This window comes from Herbiconiux sp. J20-20 (assembly GCF_057365085.1).
This window is the reverse complement of the sequence record NZ_CP195122.1, coordinates 2,548,975-2,567,798: the sequence shown is the minus strand read 5'-3', so window position 1 is coordinate 2,567,798 and position 18,824 is coordinate 2,548,975. Positions and strand designations below refer to the sequence as shown.

Below are 18,824 nucleotides of genomic sequence, written 5' to 3'. Positions count from 1 at the left end.
CCGTGTGGGAGCGCGTGGAGCCCTACTTCGCGGTCACTGCCGACGGGATCAGATCGCTCGAGGCCGGCAAGGAGCACTTCCACGTGGGCCGCGGTGAGATCTACTTCCCCGAGGTTCGCCAGATCGTGAGCATCGGTGCCACGGACGAGTACCTGGAGTGCTTCGACCGTGCGATCGCGGCGGCCAAGCGACATCATCCGAAGCCGTCAGCCTCCGAGCACGCGGCAGCGCACTTCGCCTTCCTCAAGGAGCGCTAGCTGCCCTGACCACGACGTCTGGTGACCGGTCAGTCAGCGCAGCTTCCGCGCTCCCCCGGCGAGCCCACGGCGATGTCGCTCGCGGTGAAGGTCACCACCAGCTGATCGCCGACCACCTCGACGTCGTCGAGGACGATCGCCGCGGGAAGCATGTCCGCCAGACAGATCGGCTCCTGCTGCAGGAACATCCGGGCGAGGCTCTCGAACACGGGGTTGCTGGTGAGCTCCTCCGCCGTGAGCGCCTCGTCCCCCAGCCGGAAGCTCGTCGGAGTGAACACGAGCGCCCCCTCGTCGATGCCGGGCTCCACCCCGAGCCCGACGGTGAACTCGAAGCCGAACAGCTCCAGGGTGGCCGTGACGACGATCTCCGGCGCGTCGAGGGTGATGCTCTCCGGGTCCAGCCCGCTGAGCTGAGCCGCCACCGCGAGCAGCGCGCCGGCATCGATCGTGAACCGTCCCGTCACCAGGTCCGTCGTCGCCGTCTCGTCCAGCGGCACCGACTCGGCGTGCAGTTCGAGCGCTCCGGTGAGCTCCCCCAGCGTGAACTCCGAGATCTCGATGTCGATCGAGTCGAGGCGGCCGGCGATGAGCTGCGGGATGACGGGCGAGCTCCCGAGGGTCACCTCGACGTCGTCGGCCGACTCGAGCTCGAACTCGGCGGCGACGCGCGCGGCGATGGTGTCGGCGACGTAGCCGCGCGCCACGCCCTCCGCCAGGACGACCGCGACGGCGAGCACCAGCACGATGACGCCGCCGAGCACCCACGGCCAGCGTCGACGACGTCGGGGCACCCGGGTGATCGCGGTCGGCGCCACGACCATCGTCTCCGTGGAGCGCGGGTGGGGGGTCTCGGGCGCCGGGTTCACCTCTACATCTTTTCGGGTGCGCCGACCCCGAGCAAGGAGAGCCCGTTGCGCAGCACCTGGCTGGTGGCCTTGTTCACCATCAGGCGGGAGGCGTGCACCGGCTCGATCGGCGCGTCGCCGAGCGGGATCACGCGGCACGCGGCGTACCAGGTGTGGTACGCCCCGGCGAGCTCCTCGAGGTACCGCGCGATGCGGTGCGGCTCGCGCAGCTCCGCGGCCTGACGCACGATCCGCGGGAACTCCGCGAGCTGCCCGAGCAGCGCGCTCTCGGTCTCGTGGACGAGGGTCGAGGCGTCGAAGGCGTCGGTGGTCACCCCGGCCTCCGCCGCGTTGCGCGCGACGGCGCAGGTGCGGGCGTGGGCGTACTGCACGTAGAAGACCGGGTTGTCGTTCGTCTTCTTGGTCAGCAGGTCGAGATCGATGTCCAGCTGGCTGTCCGCCGAGCTGCGCACGAGGGCGTAACGCGCCGCGTCGACGCCGACCGCCTCGACGAGATCCTCCATCGTCACCACCGTGCCGGCCCGCTTGGACATCCGGACCGGCTCGCCGTTGCGAACCAGATTCACGAGCTGTCCGATGAGGATCTCGAGGTTGACGTAGGGCTCGTCGCCGAACGCGGCGGTCATCGCCATCAGCCGCTTGACGTAGCCATGGTGGTCGGCGCCGAGCAGGATCAGGTTCCGCTCGAAGCCGCGCTCGCGCTTGTTGAGGTAATAGGCGAGGTCGCCGGAGATGTAGGCGCCCTCCCCGTCGCTCTTGATGACGACGCGGTCCTTGTCATCGCCGAACTCGGTCGTCCGCAGCCAGGTCGCGCCCTCGGACTCGAAGATGTGCCCGAGCTCCCGCAGGCGCTCGACCGCGTGCTCGACGGCGCCGGACTCGTGCAGCGAGTCCTCGTGGAAGTAGACGTCGAAATCCACCCCGAAGTCGTGCAGGCTCTGCCGGATCTCGCCGAACATCAGCTCGACCCCGTGCGCCCGGAAGTGCTCGGTCTGCGCCGCGCGATCGAGCGCGGCGATGTCGACCTCGCTGGCGGCGACGACGCGCGCGGCGATGTCGTGGATGTACTGGCCGCCGTAGCCGTCCTCCGGGGCGGGTTCGCCGAGGTACGACGCGACCAGCGAGCGGGCGAAGCGATCGATCTGCGCCCCGTGGTCGTTGAAGTAGTACTCGCGCGTGACCAGGCCGCCCTCGGCCTGGAAGACACGGGCCAGCGAGTCGCCGACCGCGGCCCAGCGCGTGCCGCCGATGTGGATCGGGCCGGTGGGGTTGGCCGAGACGAACTCGAGGTTGATCGTGACGCCCGCGTACAGGTCACCGTGACCGTAGGACTCGCCCGCGTCGACGATGCGCGCGGCGACAACGCCCGCCGCGGCGGCGTCGAGTGTGATGTTGACGAAGCCGGGCCCGGCCACCGAGGCCTCCGCGATGCCGTCGACCCGGGCGAGCGCGGTCACCAGCTCGGCCGCGAACTCTCGGGGAACCCGGCCGAGGCGCTTGCCCAGCTTCATCGCGACGTTGGAGGCCCAGTCGCCGTGCTCGCGATTGCGGGGACGCTCGAGCGTCACATCGGCGTCGGAGATCTCGCCCGCGCGCTCCCCCGCGACCTCGCGAGCGGCGTGGAGGACAACGGCAGTCAGTTCGGCGGGATTCACGAGGGACGATCCTATCTGCCGGGCGTGGCGTGCACGGGCACTCGTCGACCGCCGCACAATGGTCGGGTGCTGAATCGAGTCGTTCGTCGTCCTGCCGGAGTCACCATCGCGGCCACCGTCGCCGGTGGCCTCCTCCTCCTGCTGTCCGCCTGCGCGGTCGCGCCGGCGCCGCTGCCGGGCGCCAGTGCCTCGAGCGAGCCGACGCCGACGGTGTCGACGATTGCGACCCCCGACGCCTCGCCGACCCCCGAGGTCGAGGCCTCGATCCCGCTGGAGCTGGGGTGCGCCGACCTGATCTCGGCGGACACGATGTTCGCCTTCAACCCGAACTTCGCCGCCCTGTCCGAGTGGACGCCCGAGGCGGGCACCCCCGGGGCCGCCGCGCTCGCCGCGGACGGCGTCGCCTGCCGCTGGGTGCGGGAGTCCGGCGGCGCGAGCGTCGACCTCGCCGCGTCGCGTCTCGGCGAAGCGGCGCTCGCGGCCGCGATCGACGCTGCAACCGGAAGCCCGGCCGCGTTCGGCGACGAGGCCTACTTCTCGAGCGATGCGAACGAGCGCGGGACGCTCGTGGTCTTCTCCGGCTCCGCCCGGCTGGTGCTCTCCAGCGTCTACTTCGGCGAGGCGGGCGACGCGACGGTGCTCGTGGAGTCGGCGCTCGACGCGCTCAACTGAGTTCGACGAGCTCGTTCGGGTCGTCGGGCTCGAGCTCAGACGCCTGGGCCGACACCCGCAGCTCGGTGAGGTCGACGTCGGCCAGCGTGTTGGTGAGGAACGCGGTGTCGGCGGCGTCACGTCCCGTGGCGATGCGCACCATCGCCCGCCGGGGCGCCAGCCGCGTCGCATCCACCAGCAGCCAGCGATCGTCGATGAGTGCTTCGACCACGGCGTGGAAGTCCATCGGGACCAGCCCCGGGGCGTACACCGCGACCAGTCGCGCGGGCACATCCAGCGCCCGCAGCAGCGCCAGCACGACGTGGGCGAAGTCGCGGCACACGCCGACGCCGGAGGCGAGCGTCGCCTCGGCCCCGCCGCGCCAAGCCTGGTCGGTCGACGCGTAGCGCAGGCGCTCGTGCACCCACCGCTCGACCGCCAGCAGCAGGTCGACCCCCGCCAGGCCCGCGAACTGCGAGCGCGCGAACGGCGTCAGCACGTCGGCCTCGACGTAGCGGCTGGGGCGCGCATAGGCGATGACGTCGAGCGGATCCACGGGCGCGGTCGGAGCTCGCCCGACCCGCGCCTCGTAGGCGACGCGCAGCACACCCGCCTCGGCCGCACCGACGTGCAGCCGGGTTCCGTGCGGACCGGCGAGCTCACGCACGGGGAGCTCAGCACCGTCGAGGGTCACGGCGAGAGTCTCGGCGACCTCGGAGTGGGTGGCCGAAACCGCCACGGAGAGCACGAATTCGGTGTGCGCCACCACGGTGGCGGCGAATTCGGCGCGAACGACGCGGTCAGAGTCGAACGAAGCCATACTGCTAACCTAGTTGCGCATCCGCCCTCGTAGCTCAGTGGATAGAGCGCTTCCCTCCGGAGGAAGAAGTCGCACGTTCGAATCGTGTCGAGGGCACCATGATCTGACGCCGCCTCACTCGCGCGCGTGCGCCTCGAGAAACTCGTACAGCTCGCGATCGTCGACGCCGGGGAAGGTCCCGGCTGGCAGCGGCGAGAAGATGTGCGCGTGCACCTTGGCGCTCGACCAGGCGCGTCCCGACCAGCGCTCGGAGAGCTCGGCCGCCGGCCGCTTGCAGCAGCTGAGCTCGGGGCAGGTGGAGCGGTAGCGCACCTTCGTCTCGCGCCCGCGGAACCACTTGGACTCGGCGAACGGCACGCCCAGGGTGATCGAGAACTCGTCGGTCGCCCCGGACCCGGTCTGCGTCGACTCGAAATAGGTGCCCGCCGGGGTGTCGGTGTACTGGTAGTACTCGGTCGTCCGGTTGGTGCGCTCGAAGGCCTCCCGGGCGCTCCAGTGCCGGCACACGATCTCGCCTTCGATCGAGCCGGTGGCGTCGACCGGGAGCGGAAGATCGTCGTTCTCGTAAGCCTTCGAGATCGAACCGTCGCCGCCGACGCGCAGGAAGTGCAGCGTGATGCCGAGATGCTCGGTCGCGAGGTTGGTGAAGCGCAGCGCCGCCGCCTCGTGCGTGACGCCGAAGGCGTCCCGGAAGTCCTCGATCGCGATATTGCGGTCGTCTTTGGCCTGCCGCAGGAACTCCAGCGACTGCGTGAGCGGCATCAGGCAGGCTGCCGCGTAGTAGTTGATCTCCAGCCGCTGGCGCAGGAATTCGGCGTAGCTGGTGGGCGCCGCGTGGCCGAGCAGCCGGTGAGCCATCGCCTGCAGGGCCATCGAGCGCAGGCCGTGACCGCCCGGGATCGAGGCGGGCGGCAGATAGATGCGGCCGTTCTCCAGATCGGTCACCGATCGCGCCGAGTGCGGCAGATCGTCGACGTGGACGAGTTCGAAGCCGAGGCGTTCGGCCATCCGGCTCACGGATCGGTGAGTGAGTGCGCCGGTCGTGTGGCCGACCGCGGCGAGCGCCTCCTCGGCGAGCACCTCGATGTCGGGCAGGTAGTTGTTGCGGGTGCGCATCAGGGCGCGCAGCTCCGTGTTGGCGCGCCGCGCCTCCTCGGGGGTCGCGACCGCTTCGCGCGCCCTCCGCTCGATCTCCCGATGCAGCCCGACGAGAGCACGAAGCACGTCATCGGTCATCGCCTTGGAGGCGCGCAGCGGCGGCAGCCCGAGCTCGCGGTACGTCGACGCGGACTGGGCGCGCTCCAGTTCGATCTCGAGGGCCGCTCGCTCGCTCGGCGGCTCCGCCTCGAGGAGGGTGCCCACGGGGATCCCGAGCTCGTCGGCGACCGCCGAGAGCAGCGACAGGCGCGGCTCGCGTCGACCGTTCTCCATCAGCGAGAGCTGGCTGGCGGCGACTCCGACCGCAGCGCCGAGCTGATCGAGGGTCAGCCCCGCCTCGGTGCGGAAGTGCCGCATGCGCTGACCGAGGGTCGCAAGATCCTTCATGTCTCCACAATACCGAAAGAACAGGAGAACTTTTCGCAGTGATCTGGCACATGGCCCGCAAAAACTGCGGAAAGTGGAGACAAGAAGAGATCTTGCCACCGGATCACGACACCTCGGAGTAACGATGACCGTTATCGACCGCCCCACCGCCCCCGTCGCCGGCAGCCGTCCGACGCCGGCCGCCGCGCTCCGCCCCGTCGACGCGGCCGCGCCGGCCGCCTCCCCCGCACCCGCCGGAACGAACCCGCAGATCGTCGCATGGGTGGACGACATGGCCGGTCTGGCCCGGCCCGACCGCGTCGTCTGGTGCGATGGATCCCGCGCCGAGCGGGACCAGCTGTTGCGCACCCTGGTCGACAACGGAACGATCGAGCGCCTCAACGCCGAGCTGCGGCCCTACAGCTTCCTCGCGCGCAGCGACCCGAGCGACGTCGCCCGCGTCGAGTCCCGCACCTTCATCTGCTCCGAGCGCGAACAGGACGCCGGCCCGACGAACCACTGGGTCGATCCGGACGAGATGCGCATCACCCTCGCCGAGAAGTTCGCAGGCGCGATGCGCGGCCGCACGATGTACGTCGTGCCCTTCTCGATGGGCCCCATCGGAAGCCCGCTGTCGCGCTACGGCGTGCAGCTCACCGATTCGCCCTACGTCGTCGTCAGCATGGGCACGATGACCCGCATGGGTTCCGCTGCGCTCGAGCGGATGACGGCGGGCAGCGCGTGGGTGCCGGCGATGCACTCCGTCGGGGCGCCCCTCGAGCCGGGCGAGACCGACGTCGCCTGGCCGTGCAACGCCGAGAAGTACATCAGCCACTTCCCCGAGACGCGCGAGATCTGGTCCTACGGCTCGGCCTACGGGGGCAATGCGATCCTCGCCAAGAAGTCGTTCGCGCTGCGCATCGCCTCGGCGATCGCCCGCGACGAGGGCTGGCTCGCCGAGCACATGCTGCTGCTCAAGGTGACCAACCCGCGCGGTCGCGTGTTCCACGTCGCGGCGGCGTTCCCGAGCGCGTGCGGCAAGACGAACTTCGCCATGCTCAACCCCAGCATCCCGGGCTGGACCGTCGAGACGATCGGCGACGACATCGCGTGGCTCGCCCCGGGCGACGACGGAAAGCTGCGCGCGATCAACCCGGAGGCCGGCTTCTTCGGGGTCGCGCCGGGCACCGGCGTCGACACGAACAAGACGGCGATCGACACCCTGTGGGGAAACACCGTCTTCACCAACGTGGCGCGCACCGACGACGGCGATGTGTGGTGGGAGGGGCTCACCACGACACCGCCCGCCCATCTCACCGACTGGCAGGGACAGGACTGGACGCCCGACTCGGGTCGCCCCGCCGCGCACGCCAACTCCCGATTCACCGTGGCCGCCGAGCAGTGCCCGAACATCTCGGACGACTGGCAGGACCCACGAGGCGTCGTCATCGACGCACTGATCTTCGGCGGCCGCCGAGCCACAAATGTGCCTCTGGTGGCGGAGGCACGGGACTGGGAGCACGGCGTCTTCGTGGGCGCCACTCTCGCCTCCGAGCGGACGGCGGCCGCCGAAGGAACCGTCGGCGAACTGCGCCGCGATCCGTTCGCGATGCTGCCGTTCTGCGGCTACCACATGGCCGACTACTGGCAGCACTGGCTCGACGTCGGGGCGCAGCTGCGCCGCACCGGCTCGGTTCCGCGGGTGTTCCAGGTGAACTGGTTCCGCAAGGACGAGAACGGCCGCTGGCTCTGGCCCGGGTTCTCCGAGAACAGCCGCGTCCTGGCGTGGATTCTCGACCGCGTCGACGGCAGCGCTCCCGCGGTCGCCAGTCCTGCCGGCTGGATTCCGGCCCCCGGCGCGATCGACTACCGCGCCGCCGGGGTCAGCGACGACGACTGGGCGGCGCTGTTCGACATCGATCCGGAGGCGTGGCTGGCCGAAGCTGACGACACCGAGTCGTTCCTCTACGGTTTCGGCGACCGTGTGCCGGCGGCGGTGCGAGCCCAGCTCGCCGAGCTCCGCAGTCGGCTGCACGCCGCCTCCTGACCAGCCGTCTCGCGGAACCCGGCCACACCCCAACGTTTCCCCGCACCTCGTCGTCTGACAGGGTGAAGGCAAGAAACGGGAGGTGGGTGTGCGCCGGGTTCCGGAATGGGAGCAGACGGTCGCGCGACTCGTGGACGAGCGCGGCGACGCGCTGCTGCGCTACGCGCAGCTGCTGTGCGGCGACCGCGAAGACGCCGCCGATCTCGTGCAGGACGCTCTCGTGCGCACCTTCGGACGCCTCCGCAACGGCTTCTCGATCGAGAGCGCCGAGTCCTACGTTCGCCGCGCGATCCTGAATGGTGCGGTCGACCGCACCCGCCGGCGCACCCGGTGGCGGCGCATCGCTCCGCTCGAGTACCGACCCGACGAGCACGAGCCCGATTCGCTGGCCAGCGAGACGCGCCTCGATCTTCACGATGAGCTGCGCAAGCTCAGCCCGCGCGAGCGCGCCTGCATCGTGCTGCGCTACTACGACGATCTCAAGGTCGACGACATCGCCGCCGAGCTCGGCATCAGCGCCGGAACCGTCAAGCGCTACCTGAGCGACGGACTCGCCAAGATGGCGATCACCCTCGCCGACGATGGCACTCGCGCCGATCGGCTCGGCCCCGGCGGAGCGATGCCGCCCGCATCCCGTTCCCTGACCGACCGTGGAGGACTCCGTGGCAAGTGAGACCGACCTGCGCCACCGCTTCCGTGACCCGGAGACGCCCGCGGGCACGATCGATGTCGACTCCGTGGTGCGCCGCGCTCGCGCTCGACGACGGCCCCGCGTGATCGCCGCGGCGAGCGCGTCGACCCTGGCCGCGGTCGCCATCGTCGTGCCGTTGACGCTCGTCGGCATCGGATCGCTTGCGCCGGCGGGCCCCGACGCCACCCTCGCGGGGGGCACGGCCGAGTCTTCTGCCGACGCGAGCCTCACCGACTCCGACGCGACGATCGAGCGTGCCCCCGCCTCGCGTCTCAACCTGTGCGAAGGCGCCCTCGCCCAGGTCGACACGACTGACAGCGGTCTCGCGCTCGCGGTGCCGACGCTGGCGGCGACCGCCGCGGCCGGCCCGATCGTGCTCGATGTCACGCTCGCCAACACGAGCGATGCGGAGATCCGCGGGACCGTCCTCGGGGATCCGGTCCTCACCGTCAGCGACGAGGGCATCGTGGTCTGGCACAGCAACGGCCCCGACACCGGCGAGCAGCGGCCGTTCGTGCTGCAGCCCGGAGAGTCGACGAGCTTCGAGGCGCACCTCGAACTGGTGCGCTGCGAGATCGCGGACGACGAGGGGTCCGGGTTCCGGCCCGATCTGCCGGCCCTGCCGGCGGGCGAGTACACCCTGACCGCTCTGCTTGAGATCGACCTCGGCGACGGCGAGGGACCGATCCTGGTCGGGGGTCCCTCGGCGCCGATCCGCGTCGACTGACTGCCCGTCCCGCTGCGTGCGGGCCTTTGCGCTCTGGTCGAAATCCCACCCGTTCTCGCTAGGATTCCTCCCACTGCACGCCATCGGGAGGAGCACGAATGCTCAGCCGGACCGCCGCCGCCGTTGCCGCCGCCGGTATCGTCCTCGCGAGCCCGGTCGCCGCATCCGCTTCCCCGTTGACCGACCCGGTCGATCTCGGCGGTGCCTACCTGTTCGACTCCACGGGCGTCGTGGGAACTGACAGCGCCGACGTGACGGCGGCGCTCGATGAGCTGTACGAGAGCACCCGGTCGCAGCTCTTCGTGATCGTCGTCGACCGGTTCACCGGCGCCGCCGACGACCAGTCGTGGGTCGACACGAGCGCCCAGCTGAGCGGACTCGGCGAGGCCGACGCCCTGCTGGCGATCGCCGTCGACGATCGCACCTACCGCTGGTCCGTCAGCGAGTCGTATCCACTCAGCGACGACACCCTCAACGAGATCGCGCAGGAGCGGCTCGTGCCGGAGCTGCGGCAAGACCGCTGGTCTGCCGGCATCATCGGCTTCGCCGATGGACTGTCCGAGTCGATGAGCGGCGGCCCGTCGCTGCTGCTGCCGGTTCTCGGCGGCGTCGCCGTGCTGGGCGTCGGCACGGCCGTCATCGTCGCGGTGCGGCGGCGACGCCGCGGCGCGGAGCTCGCGCCGGGTGAGCAGAGCCAGGCGCAGCTGGATCGCACGGCGGGAAGCCTGCTGGTGCAGCTCGACGATGCCCTGCGCGAAAGCGACGAGGAGCTGGGCTTCGCCGAGGCCCAGTTCGGAGCCGCGGCGACCGCCGAGTTCCGTGCCGCGCTGGCGTCGGCCCGCGACCAGGTGCGGCAGGCCTTCGCGATCCGCCAGCGTCTCGACGACGCCGAGGTCGAGACCCCGGAGGAGCGTCGTGCGCTGACCCGTGAGCTGATCGAGCTGTGCACCGCCGCGGACGCCTCCCTCGACGCCCACGCCGACGCCTTCGAGCAGCTGCGCGACCTCGAGGCGAACGCCGGCGCGATGCTCGCCGACCTGACCACGGCCCACGCCGCGCTGCCCGGCCGGATCGCGACGGCCGAGACGACGCGCGACCGGCTCCGCGAGCGCTACGGCGACGACGCCGTCGCGTCGATCGCGGGCGCCGTCGAACAGGCACGCGAGCTGGAGTCGTTCGCGGCGACCTCCCTCGGTGCCGCGCGCGATCAGCTCGCCGCCGGCGCCTCGAGCGAGGCCGCGATCTCGGTCCGCGCCGCGCAGCAGTCGATCGCGCAGATCGAGCAGCTCGCGCTGAGCATCGAGACGCTCAACACCGAGCTGCCCCGGATGGTGGAGCGGCGCGACGCCGCGGCCGCTGACCTCCGCGCCGATCTCGGGGAGGCCCGGTCCCTCAGCGCGAACGCCACCGGCGCGGTCGACGCCCCCGCCCTCGCGGCCGCGATCGCGACAGCCGAGTCCGCCCTGGCTGCCCTCGGCACCCAGGACCCCGGCAGCGCACTGGCGTTGCTCGATGCTGCGGATGCCGCGCTCGCGACGAGCCTCGCCGCCGCGCGGGAGCGGCAGGAGCGCCAGGCCCGGGCGCAGCAGCAACTGGCGCGCACGCGGGAAACCGCGCTCGACCAGATCTCGAGCGCGCACTCGTTCATCTCGACCCGACGCGGCGGAATCGGCGCCGGTGCCCGCACGCGCCTCGCGGAGGCCGAGCGCCACCTGGAGCGCGCCGCGGCTCTGGAAGCCGCCGACGCTGAGGCGGCACTCGCTGAGGCACGCCTCGCGGCAGAGAACGCCCGCGAGGCGCTCCGTCTGGCGCGCAGCGACGTCGCCGGCCACGCGAGTGCGGGCCGCTCGTCGACGACACCGGACCTCGGCGCCGCCCTGCTCGGCGGACTGCTCGGCGGAAGCCTCGTCGGCCCGTCCCGCGGCGGGCGCTCCGGCAGCTCCCGCGGCGGATTCGGCGGCGCGTCCCGGCGCTCGTCCCCCACGTCCGCACGCCGGTCGGCCCCCCGCGCCCGCCGTTCGTCTCGTCGCGGAGGCGGCGGACGCTTCTAGACTCCATCCATCCACTCAGGAAGGCACACCATGGCAAAGCAATCGATTCTGGGCCGCATCTCGCAGCTCATGCGCGCGAACATCCACGCGCTGCTGGACCAGGCCGAGGACCCCGAGCTCATGCTCGACCAGTTGGTCCGCGACTACACCAACTCCATCGCGGAGGCGGAGAGCGCGGTCGCGCAGACGATCGGCAACCTCCGTCTGATGGAGCAGGACCACGCCGAGGACGTCGCCGCCGCCACCGACTGGGGCCGCAAGGCGCTCGCCGCGAGCTCCAAGGCCGACGAGCTGCGCTCCGCGGGCGACACCGCGGATGCCGACAAGTTCGACAAGCTCGCGAAGATCGCGCTCGGCAAGCAGCTCGCGGCCGAGAACGAGGCCCGATCGGCCGAACCGACCATCGCCTCGCAGAACGAGGTCGTCGCCAAGCTGAAGGATGGCCTCGACGGCATGCGCTCGCGCCTCGGCGAGCTGACCGCCAAGCGCAACGAGCTGGTGGCGCGTTCGAAGACGGCGGCCGCGCAGAGCCAGGTTCACGACGCCATCAAGAGCATCGACGTGCTCGACCCGACGAGCGAACTCGGTCGCTTCGAGGAGAAGGTGCGCCGCGAAGAGGCCAAGGTCCTCGGCCAGCAGGAGCTCGCCGCCTCGAGCCTGGATGCGCAGTTCGAGAGCCTCGAAGACCTCGACAAGCAGGTCGAGATCGAAGCTCGGCTCGCGGCGCTCAAGTCCGGCGGCGCGCTGGAGTCGTAGAGCGCGATGACTGCGCACATCCGCTGTGCCCCGTCGGGTCGCCGACGTAGAGTGGCGGGGTGAGCGTGCGCTATCTCGTCGTGCCGCAGTGGCAAGGGTCGCCGTCGGATCGAGCGATGACGCTCATCGACGGCGCCCGCGCCATCGCCAGCGACCTGCCGGCGTCGGTGACGACGACCCTCGAGGTGCCGCTGGAGGCGGGCGACGCGGAGGGCACCGGCATCCACCGGCACAGCTCGCTGCGACTGGTTCAGCAGCGTGTGGCCCGCGCGCTGCACGATGAGCACTCGCCGGTGATCACGATCGGCGGCGACTGCGCGGTCAGCTACCCGGCGGTGCGCCACGCGGCCGCGCAGGGCACCGCCGGCGACCTTGCTCTCGTCTGGTTCGACGCCCACGGCGACTCCAACTCGGTGGAGACCTCGTCCTCGGGCGCGTTCGCCGGAATGGCCGTCCGGGCGCTGGCGGACGACGGCATCGTGGCGGCTTCGCAGATCGTGCTCGCCGGGACGCGCGCCTGGGACGACGCCGAGCGGAGCTGGGTCGCCGAGGCAGGTGTTCGCGCGATCGCTGCCGACGCCATCGGCGCGGCCGGCCCGGTGCTGGACGCGGTGACGGCGACCGGAGCCTCGCGCCTGTATCTGCACATCGATCTGGATGTCCTCGACCCGTCCGAAATCTCCTCCACCGCGTGGGCGGAGCCCTTCGGTGCCAGTCTCGACAGCCTTCTCGCGGCGCTGCGCGAGCTGCGCGAGCGCTACCCGCTTGCCGGGGCGACGATCGCCGGATTCTCGCCGCGTGACCCCGAATCCACGGCGGGCGATCTCGCGACCGTGCTGCGCATTCTCGCCGCGCTCACCTCGCGCGCGAGCCAGCCCCGTGACGGAGCCGAAGGCTAGCCTCGACGGATGACAGCACGCGAATACGACGTCATCGTGATCGGAGCCGGCGCGGTCGGCGAGAACGTCGCGGACCGCACCGTGCAGGGCGGTCTGCGCACCGCGATCGTGGAGGCGGAGCTCGTCGGCGGCGAATGCTCCTATTGGGCGTGCATGCCCTCGAAAGCCCTGCTCCGGGCGGGAACGGTGCTGCGCGCCGCGCGGGCCGTCGAGGGGGCGAGCGCCGCGGTGACCGGCGAACTCGATCCGCGGGCGGCACTGGCTCGCCGCGACCGCATCGTGCACGAGTGGAACGACGACTCCCAGGTGTCCTGGCTCGACAGCGCCGGGATCGACCTGGTTCGCGGCCACGGCCGGCTGACCGGCGAGCGCGCGGTCGAGGTGACGGCGGCCGACGGCACCGTGACCGAGCTCCGCGCCCGGCACGCCGTCGTGCTCAGCACCGGAAGCGCCGCGCTGCTGCCGGGGATCCCCGGCCTCGCCGATTCGGCGCCGTGGACGAGTCGCGAGGCGACGAGCGCCAAGACCGTGCCCGAGCGGCTCGCGATCATCGGCGGAGGCGTCGTCGCCGCCGAGATGGCGAGCGCCTATGTCGATCTCGGCGCGCAGGTCACCCTCCTGGTGCGCAGCACGCTGCTGGCAGATCAGGAGCCGTTCGCCGGCGAGGCGGTGGCCGAGGCGCTGCGGGCTCGCGGCGCGAGGATCCTCACCGGCGTCGAGCCGACCTCGGTCTCGCGCGACGGCAGTGGCGCGCACCTGCTGCTGAGCGACGGCTCTCGCCTCGACGCCGATGAGCTCATCGTCGCCACGGGTCGGACTCCGCGCACCGAGGATCTCGGAGTCGAGACGGCGGGCCTCACCCCCGGCGCATGGCTCGACGTCGACGACACGCTCCGCGTACGCGGCGTCGACTGGCTGTACGGCGTCGGCGACGTGAACCACCGCGCCCTGCTGACGCACCAGGGCAAATATCAGGCGCGCGCCGCCGGAGATGTCATCGTTGCGCGCGCCACCGGCGCCGCGGTCGACGACGCCCCGTGGGGTCGCCACGTGGCCACCGCGGACGCCCGCGTCGTGCCCCAGGTGACGTTCACCGACCCGGAGGTCGCCTCGGTCGGACTGACGGCGGCGGCCGCCGAAAAGGCCGGCATCCGGACCCGGGTCATCGACTACGACCTGGCCTGGGTCGGCGGTGCGACGGCGCAGTCGGACGACTACCGGGGGCAGGCGCGCGCGGTGGTCGATGAGGATCGGCACGTCCTCGTCGGGGTCACGTTCGTCGGCCCGGAGGTGGGCGAGATGCTGCACGCGGCGACGATCGCGATCGCGGCCGAGGTGCCGCTCGACCGGCTGTGGCACGCGGTGCCCGCCTACCCGACGGTCAGCGAGGTCTGGCTGCGCTTCCTCGAGACCTATGGTCTCTGACGGCCGCATCCGCGGCTTTGCCCGTGCCGTCGCGTGCTGGCCGCCGGTCGCCCGCACCGGGTTCGCGTTCGCGACGGTGTGCGCGTTCCTCTGGGGCTGTCTGTGGCTCGGCCACTACCAGCACCGCTGTGGCGTGCACTTCTTCGAGCACCTGCCGCGCTGGGCGTTCGGGCGCGGCGGCACCACGATCGGGGCGATCTATCTGACGCGCACGAACACGAGCGAAGCGGTGCTCGCGCACGAGCGCGTGCACGTGGAGCAGTGGCGCCGCTACGGCCTCGCGTTCATCCCGCTCTATCTGGTGGCGGGCCGCGAGGCGACGCGCAATCGCTTCGAGATCGAGGCGGGGCTGGAGCGCGGCGGCTACCTGCCGCGGCGCGTCAGTCGCTCGTGAGCGCGCGGGCGGCGCGGTCGCCGGCGAACCAGGCGTAGACGCGGTGCGTGCGCGCGGCGTCGGTCGGCAGCATCTCGGCGAGCCACGCCTCGGCGGCGCGCGCGGAGGACTGCCCCCGGTCGGCGTCGAGCCAGGTCACGCAGACCCGACCCGGGGCGCGGAGCTCGCGCGGTGCAACTCCCCCGCGCGACTCGAGGAAGACCTGGCCGCGGGTGCGCGGCGGCAGCGTCTGGAGCACCGTCTCGACCAGCTCGAGGTCGCCTTCTCGCGCGGCGAGCAGCACGACGTCGCCGGAACCGGGGTTCCAGGAGATCGTCGCGGGCAGCAGGTCGGAGAGCAGCATCACGCTCAGTATAGGTAAGGCTTGGCTAACTCACCTGACCGTGAGCATGGCGCTGCCCGACCGCGCTACCACTGCGGCGGGTGGTGGCGGTCCCAGCGCAGGCGTCGTTCCAGCTGCGCGCCGATCGCCAGCAGCACGTCCTCCCCGCCCGGCCGCCCGATCAGCTGCACCCCCATCGGGATGCCCTCCGCCGTGCGCGCGACCGGGAGTGCGAGCGCGGGAAGCCCCGCCACGTTGACCATGCTCGTGTACGGGCTCACGCGCACCTGCTGCGCGAAGTTGCGCTCGGCATCCTCGGCGTCGTACCAGCCGAGCGCCGGCGGCGTGACCGCGAGCACGGGCGTCAGCACGGCATCGAAGCTTGCGAAGCGGGTGATCAGCCGACGCTCGAACGCGGCGGCGAACTGCAGCGCCTCGCCCAGTTCGCGCGCCGCCATCGCGCGCCCCTGGGCGATCAACCAGCGAGTCAGGGGCTCAGTGCGCGCGAGAGCGTCCCCCTCGAGCGGAACTCCGGCCGCCGCCGCCTGCCACAGTCTCGAGAACATCCGCGGATAGTCCGGCTCCGGCTCGAGTCCGAACTCCTCGACTCCGTGGCCGATGGCCGCCAGCTCGGCCGTCGCACGCTCGAGCGCGACGCGCGCCTCGGGTTCGAGCCCGACTTCGAAGTCGCCCGCCCACGGCGAGTCGGTCGTGACTCCCACCTGGAACCGCCCCTCCCCGCGCACCGCCGCGTTGAGGAACGCGCCCCCCGCCCAGCTCGGGGCGGCCGTCGCATGACGATACGGGGCCGCGCCGACCAGGGCGTCGAGGACGAGCGCCGCATCGGCGACGGTCCGAGTCAGCGGACCGTGCGTCACGAGTCCCCCGAGCGAGGCGAACCCGGCGGCGCTCGGGATGCGACCGCGCGAGGGCTTCAGCCCGACGAGACCCGTGGCGGCGGCCGGGATGCGGATGGACCCGCCGCCATCGGAACCGGGAGCGAAGGGCAGCAAGCCGGCGGCGACCGCCGCGGCGGCACCGCCGCTGGATCCGCCGACACCGAGCGTGCGGTCGTAGGGGTTCCGGACGGGGCGACCGGCGAGCGGCTCCGTGTAGCCGGCGAGACCGAACTCCGGGGTCGCGGTCTTGCCGAGGCTCACGGCACCGGCGACATCGAAGGCGAGCGCGATGTCGTCCGAGGCATCGGGCACGACGTCGGCCATCGCCCGCGAGCCGTAACGGGTCGGAACGCCGGTGCGGGCGACGAGGTCCTTGTCGGCGAACGGCAGCCCCCACAGTGCCGAGGCCCGCGAGACCGACGAATCGGCGTTCTCGAGGAATGCCGCGCGCGCGAGCGCGCCCTCCGCCGTCACCTCCGCGAAGGCACCCAGCTCGGGATCGAGGCGCGCGATCCGCTCGAGGTAGTGCTCCGTGAGCTCCCGCGGCGTCCAGTCGCCGCGGCGCATGCCGTCGAGCTGCTCGCTCGCGCTGAGGTGATGCAATTCGAACACGCCTCGAGCCTAGGTCGCGGATCGCCCGGCGGCCGAGCGGTGCAGCACTTGACATGCGCCCGAAAGCCTGATTGGTTAGTTACATGACTAATGAACCCGTGGAGCTCGCGCGAGACGGATCCCCCCGCCAGGAGGGCGCCCATGGATGAGAACCGGCCGATCTTCCTGCAGATCGCAGAGCAGCTCGAGAACGACATCATCGCCGGGACGCTCCCCGAAGAATCCCAGGTCCCGTCGACGAACGAGCTCGCCGCGTTCTTGCGCATCAACCCAGCAACCGCCGGCAAGGGCGTCAACCTGCTCGTCGACGCCGGGATCCTCTACAAGAAACGAGGCATCGGCATGTTTGTCGCCTCCGGCGCGCGCGACCGCCTCGTCGCCGCACGACGCGAGCAGTTCCGCGATCAGTACCTCGTGCCCCTGCTGGCCGAGGCCGCCAAGCTCGACATCTCCGCCGAGCAGCTCGCGGGCATGATCCGCACGACTCCCCCCGCCCCCTGATCAGCACAAAGGACACACGACTATGACCACCATCGCCCGGGTGACCGACGTCACCAAGCGCTTCCGCCACGTCACGGCGGTCGACGGCGTGAGCTTCACCCTCGAGGAGGGGAAGATCTACGGCCTGCTCGGCCGCAACGGCGCCGGCAAGACGACCCTGATGTCCCTGCTCACGGGCCAGGAGTTCGCGAGCTCCGGCACCATCGAGCTCTACGGCGCCTCCCCCGTCGAGAACGCGCGCGTGCTCGAGCACATCTCGTTCATCAAGGAGAGCCAGCGCTACCCCGACGACTTCAAGGTGAAGCACATCCTGCGCACCGCTCCGTGGTTCTTCACCAACTGGGACGCCGAGTACGCCCGGGAGCTGGTCGCCGATTTCCGACTGCCCGTCGACCGCAGGATCAAGAAGCTCTCCCGAGGCCAGCTCTCCGCCGTCGGCGTGATCGTGGGGCTCGCCTCGCGCGCGCCGCTGACCTTCTTCGACGAGCCCTACCTCGGCCTCGATGCCGTCGCCCGGCAGCTGTTCTACGACCGCCTGCTCGCCGACGTCGCCGAGCACCCTCGCACCGTCGTGCTCTCGACCCACCTGATCGACGAGGTGAGCAACCTCCTCGAGCACGTTCTCGTCATCGACCAGGGACGCCTCCTCATCGACGAGAGCGCGGAGGAGCTGCGCGGCTCCGCCACCACGCTCGTCGGCGCCGCCTCGGTGGTCGACCGGTTCATCGCCGGTCGCGATGTGATCCATCGCGACGGCCTCGGCGGACTGGCCTCCGTGACCGTCGGACGACTGACGGACGCGGAACGCGCCGAAGCCCGCGCGGCGGGTCTTGAGCTGGCCCCCGTCTCGCTGCAGCAGCTCGTCGTCCGTCTCACCAACTCGAGCGACAAGGAGTACCTCGCATCATGACCACCCTCGACACCTCACGCCCGCTGGCGCCGACTCCGGCGCGCCGTCTGCTCAACGTGGCCCAGCTCCACGTCGCGAACCCGGCCACCGTGATCGTGACGCCGCTGCTGATCCTGGCGACGATCTTCGTGCTGAACTGGCTGATCTGGCTGCTGCTGACCGCCACCCTGCCCGCCGGCGGCGGGCTCGCCGCCGGTGATGGGACCGAGTGGAGCGGCGCCGTCTCCTTCGTGTTCGTCTACATGCTCGTCGTCGCCGTCCAGGCGATGAATGCGACCTTCCCACTCGCGCTCGGCTACGGCGCGACCCGCCGCGACTTCTACCTGGGCAGCGCCCTGGCCTTCGTGGCGCTCTCGGCCGGATGGGCCCTGCTGCTCGGCGCGCTCGGGCTCCTCGAAGAGGTCACGAACGGCTGGGGGCTCGGCGGAACCATGTTCCGCAGCGCCATCTTCGGCGACGGCGGGACGCTCGAGCGCACCTGGATCTTCTTCGTCCTGCTGCTGTTCTTCTTCTTCACCGGAAGCGCGGTCGCAGCACTCTATGTGCGGTGGCGGCAGTACGGCCTGATCAGCTACTTCGTCGTCATGGCCTTCGCGGTCGTCGGCGCGGTCGCCCTGATCGTGCTGACCGACAGCGGCGGACTGATCGTCGAGACGCTCAGCTCCCTCGGATTCGCCGGCTCCTACGCGCTCCTGCTCATCCCGACGCTGATCTCCGCGATCGCGGGCTTCGGACTGCTGCGCGGGGCCACGCCGCGCGGGTGACATGGAGCCTCCCGCCGAGCGGACCGGCGGGAGGCCCCACCCCGAGCGGCATT

The 18,824-nt window shown here is 71.4% G+C and carries 19 protein-coding genes and 1 tRNA gene; 14 read left to right on the top strand and 6 right to left on the bottom strand.

The features are described 5' to 3' along the window. Positions 1-14 precede the first annotated feature (14 nt). A complete protein-coding gene (locus tag ACR3ZA_RS12460; RefSeq protein WP_473658822.1) occupies positions 15-257 on the top strand; it encodes a hypothetical protein in 243 nt (80 codons plus the stop codon). A gap of 29 nt (positions 258-286) precedes the next feature. Here ACR3ZA_RS12460 and ACR3ZA_RS12455 read toward each other — a convergent pair whose 3' ends face one another. Both ACR3ZA_RS12455 and argS read right to left on the bottom strand, forming a co-directional pair. Beyond that, the gene (locus ACR3ZA_RS12455) at positions 287-1,123 is read right to left on the bottom strand and encodes an LmeA family phospholipid-binding protein (protein WP_473658820.1); all 837 of its coding nucleotides are present in this window, start codon (positions 1,121-1,123) and stop codon (positions 287-289) included. Between the two features lie 2 nt (positions 1,124-1,125). Further along, positions 1,126-2,778 (bottom strand): arginine--tRNA ligase, encoded by a 1,653-nt coding sequence (gene argS, locus ACR3ZA_RS12450; protein WP_473658818.1) that lies wholly within the window; start codon positions 2,776-2,778, stop codon positions 1,126-1,128. 66 nt (positions 2,779-2,844) lie between these two features. Here argS and ACR3ZA_RS12445 point away from each other — a divergent pair, with 66 nt between their 5' ends. Then, complete coding sequence (locus tag ACR3ZA_RS12445; protein WP_473658816.1) at positions 2,845-3,450, top strand: hypothetical protein; 606 nt, start codon at positions 2,845-2,847, stop codon at positions 3,448-3,450. On the opposite strand, the gene ACR3ZA_RS12440 is transcribed toward ACR3ZA_RS12445, so the two are convergent. Beyond that, complete coding sequence (locus tag ACR3ZA_RS12440) at positions 3,443-4,249, bottom strand: transglutaminase domain-containing protein (RefSeq protein WP_473658814.1); 807 nt, start codon at positions 4,247-4,249, stop codon at positions 3,443-3,445. The genes ACR3ZA_RS12445 and ACR3ZA_RS12440 overlap by 8 nt on opposite strands. 23 nt (positions 4,250-4,272) lie before the next feature. Here ACR3ZA_RS12440 and ACR3ZA_RS12435 point away from each other — a divergent pair. After that, a tRNA-Arg gene (locus ACR3ZA_RS12435) sits at positions 4,273-4,348 on the top strand. 15 nt (positions 4,349-4,363) lie between these two features. Here the strand turns inward: ACR3ZA_RS12435 and ACR3ZA_RS12430 are convergent. Beyond that, complete coding sequence (locus ACR3ZA_RS12430) at positions 4,364-5,794, bottom strand: helix-turn-helix domain-containing protein (protein ID WP_473658812.1); 1,431 nt, start codon at positions 5,792-5,794, stop codon at positions 4,364-4,366. Positions 5,795-5,918: 124 nt separating this feature from the next. On the opposite strand from ACR3ZA_RS12430, the gene ACR3ZA_RS12425 reads away from it, so the two are divergent. The 8 genes from ACR3ZA_RS12425 to ACR3ZA_RS12390 all read left to right on the top strand — a co-directional run bounded on the left by ACR3ZA_RS12425 (position 5,919) and on the right by ACR3ZA_RS12390 (position 14,763). Further along, positions 5,919-7,820, top strand: a complete 1,902-nt coding sequence (locus ACR3ZA_RS12425; RefSeq protein WP_473658810.1) for a phosphoenolpyruvate carboxykinase (GTP) — start codon at positions 5,919-5,921, stop codon at positions 7,818-7,820. An 82-nt stretch (positions 7,821-7,902) separates the two neighbouring features. After that, positions 7,903-8,493 (top strand): sigma-70 family RNA polymerase sigma factor, encoded by a 591-nt coding sequence (locus ACR3ZA_RS12420; protein ID WP_473658808.1) that lies wholly within the window; start codon positions 7,903-7,905, stop codon positions 8,491-8,493. Further along, positions 8,483-9,238 carry a hypothetical protein gene (locus ACR3ZA_RS12415; RefSeq protein ID WP_473658806.1) on the top strand — a complete coding sequence of 252 codons (756 nt, stop codon included), beginning with the start codon at positions 8,483-8,485 and terminating at the stop codon, positions 9,236-9,238. Before ACR3ZA_RS12420 ends, ACR3ZA_RS12415 begins: the two co-directional genes overlap by 11 nt. 98 nt (positions 9,239-9,336) lie before the next feature. Continuing rightward, positions 9,337-11,289 (top strand): TPM domain-containing protein, encoded by a 1,953-nt coding sequence (locus ACR3ZA_RS12410; protein WP_473658804.1) that lies wholly within the window; start codon positions 9,337-9,339, stop codon positions 11,287-11,289. Positions 11,290-11,319: 30 nt separating this feature from the next. Further along, a complete protein-coding gene (locus tag ACR3ZA_RS12405) occupies positions 11,320-12,045 on the top strand; it encodes a PspA/IM30 family protein (RefSeq protein WP_473658802.1) in 726 nt (241 codons plus the stop codon). Between the two features lie 59 nt (positions 12,046-12,104). Beyond that, a complete protein-coding gene (locus tag ACR3ZA_RS12400; RefSeq protein ID WP_473658800.1) occupies positions 12,105-12,944 on the top strand; it encodes an arginase family protein in 840 nt (279 codons plus the stop codon). Positions 12,945-12,953: 9 nt separating this feature from the next. Then, positions 12,954-14,369 (top strand): FAD-dependent oxidoreductase, encoded by a 1,416-nt coding sequence (locus tag ACR3ZA_RS12395; RefSeq protein ID WP_473658798.1) that lies wholly within the window; start codon positions 12,954-12,956, stop codon positions 14,367-14,369. Beyond that, positions 14,359-14,763 carry a Fe-S oxidoreductase gene (locus ACR3ZA_RS12390; protein ID WP_473658796.1) on the top strand — a complete coding sequence of 135 codons (405 nt, stop codon included), beginning with the start codon at positions 14,359-14,361 and terminating at the stop codon, positions 14,761-14,763. Before ACR3ZA_RS12395 ends, ACR3ZA_RS12390 begins: the two co-directional genes overlap by 11 nt. On the opposite strand, the gene ACR3ZA_RS12385 is transcribed toward ACR3ZA_RS12390, so the two are convergent. Next, positions 14,750-15,106 carry an SIP domain-containing protein gene (locus tag ACR3ZA_RS12385; protein WP_473658794.1) on the bottom strand — a complete coding sequence of 119 codons (357 nt, stop codon included), beginning with the start codon at positions 15,104-15,106 and terminating at the stop codon, positions 14,750-14,752. The two genes, ACR3ZA_RS12390 and ACR3ZA_RS12385, sit on opposite strands and share 14 nt — an antisense overlap. A 65-nt stretch (positions 15,107-15,171) precedes the next feature. Next, positions 15,172-16,596: an amidase family protein gene (locus tag ACR3ZA_RS12380; protein WP_473658792.1), complete on the bottom strand. Its 1,425-nt coding sequence runs from the start codon at positions 16,594-16,596 to the stop codon at positions 15,172-15,174. 141 nt (positions 16,597-16,737) lie between these two features. Here ACR3ZA_RS12380 and ACR3ZA_RS12375 point away from each other — a divergent pair, with 141 nt between their 5' ends. The 3 genes from ACR3ZA_RS12375 to ACR3ZA_RS12365 are packed head-to-tail and all read left to right on the top strand — an operon-like array spanning position 16,738 to position 18,771. Continuing rightward, positions 16,738-17,097, top strand: a complete 360-nt coding sequence (locus ACR3ZA_RS12375) for a GntR family transcriptional regulator (protein ID WP_473658790.1) — start codon at positions 16,738-16,740, stop codon at positions 17,095-17,097. 22 nt (positions 17,098-17,119) lie between these two features. Then, positions 17,120-18,007: an ATP-binding cassette domain-containing protein gene (locus tag ACR3ZA_RS12370; RefSeq protein ID WP_473658788.1), complete on the top strand. Its 888-nt coding sequence runs from the start codon at positions 17,120-17,122 to the stop codon at positions 18,005-18,007. Then, positions 18,004-18,771, top strand: a complete 768-nt coding sequence (locus ACR3ZA_RS12365) for an ABC transporter permease (protein WP_473658786.1) — start codon at positions 18,004-18,006, stop codon at positions 18,769-18,771. Before ACR3ZA_RS12370 ends, ACR3ZA_RS12365 begins: the two co-directional genes overlap by 4 nt. Positions 18,772-18,824: the final 53 nt, after the last annotated feature.

Coding starts and splice junctions, on each gene's coding strand:
- ACR3ZA_RS12405 (WP_473658802.1), top strand. CDS start 11,320: ATGGCAAAGCAATCGATTCTGGGCCGCATCTCGCAGCTCATGCGCGCG.
- ACR3ZA_RS12375 (WP_473658790.1), top strand. CDS start 16,738: ATGGATGAGAACCGGCCGATCTTCCTGCAGATCGCAGAGCAGCTCGAG.
- ACR3ZA_RS12370 (WP_473658788.1), top strand. CDS start 17,120: ATGACCACCATCGCCCGGGTGACCGACGTCACCAAGCGCTTCCGCCAC.
- ACR3ZA_RS12365 (WP_473658786.1), top strand. CDS start 18,004: ATGACCACCCTCGACACCTCACGCCCGCTGGCGCCGACTCCGGCGCGC.
- ACR3ZA_RS12410 (WP_473658804.1), top strand. CDS start 9,337: ATGCTCAGCCGGACCGCCGCCGCCGTTGCCGCCGCCGGTATCGTCCTC.
- ACR3ZA_RS12395 (WP_473658798.1), top strand. CDS start 12,954: ATGACAGCACGCGAATACGACGTCATCGTGATCGGAGCCGGCGCGGTC.
- ACR3ZA_RS12385 (WP_473658794.1), bottom strand. CDS start 15,106: ATGCTGCTCTCCGACCTGCTGCCCGCGACGATCTCCTGGAACCCCGGT.
- ACR3ZA_RS12390 (WP_473658796.1), top strand. CDS start 14,359: ATGGTCTCTGACGGCCGCATCCGCGGCTTTGCCCGTGCCGTCGCGTGC.
- ACR3ZA_RS12425 (WP_473658810.1), top strand. CDS start 5,919: ATGACCGTTATCGACCGCCCCACCGCCCCCGTCGCCGGCAGCCGTCCG.
- ACR3ZA_RS12430 (WP_473658812.1), bottom strand. CDS start 5,794: ATGAAGGATCTTGCGACCCTCGGTCAGCGCATGCGGCACTTCCGCACC.
- ACR3ZA_RS12440 (WP_473658814.1), bottom strand. CDS start 4,249: ATGGCTTCGTTCGACTCTGACCGCGTCGTTCGCGCCGAATTCGCCGCC.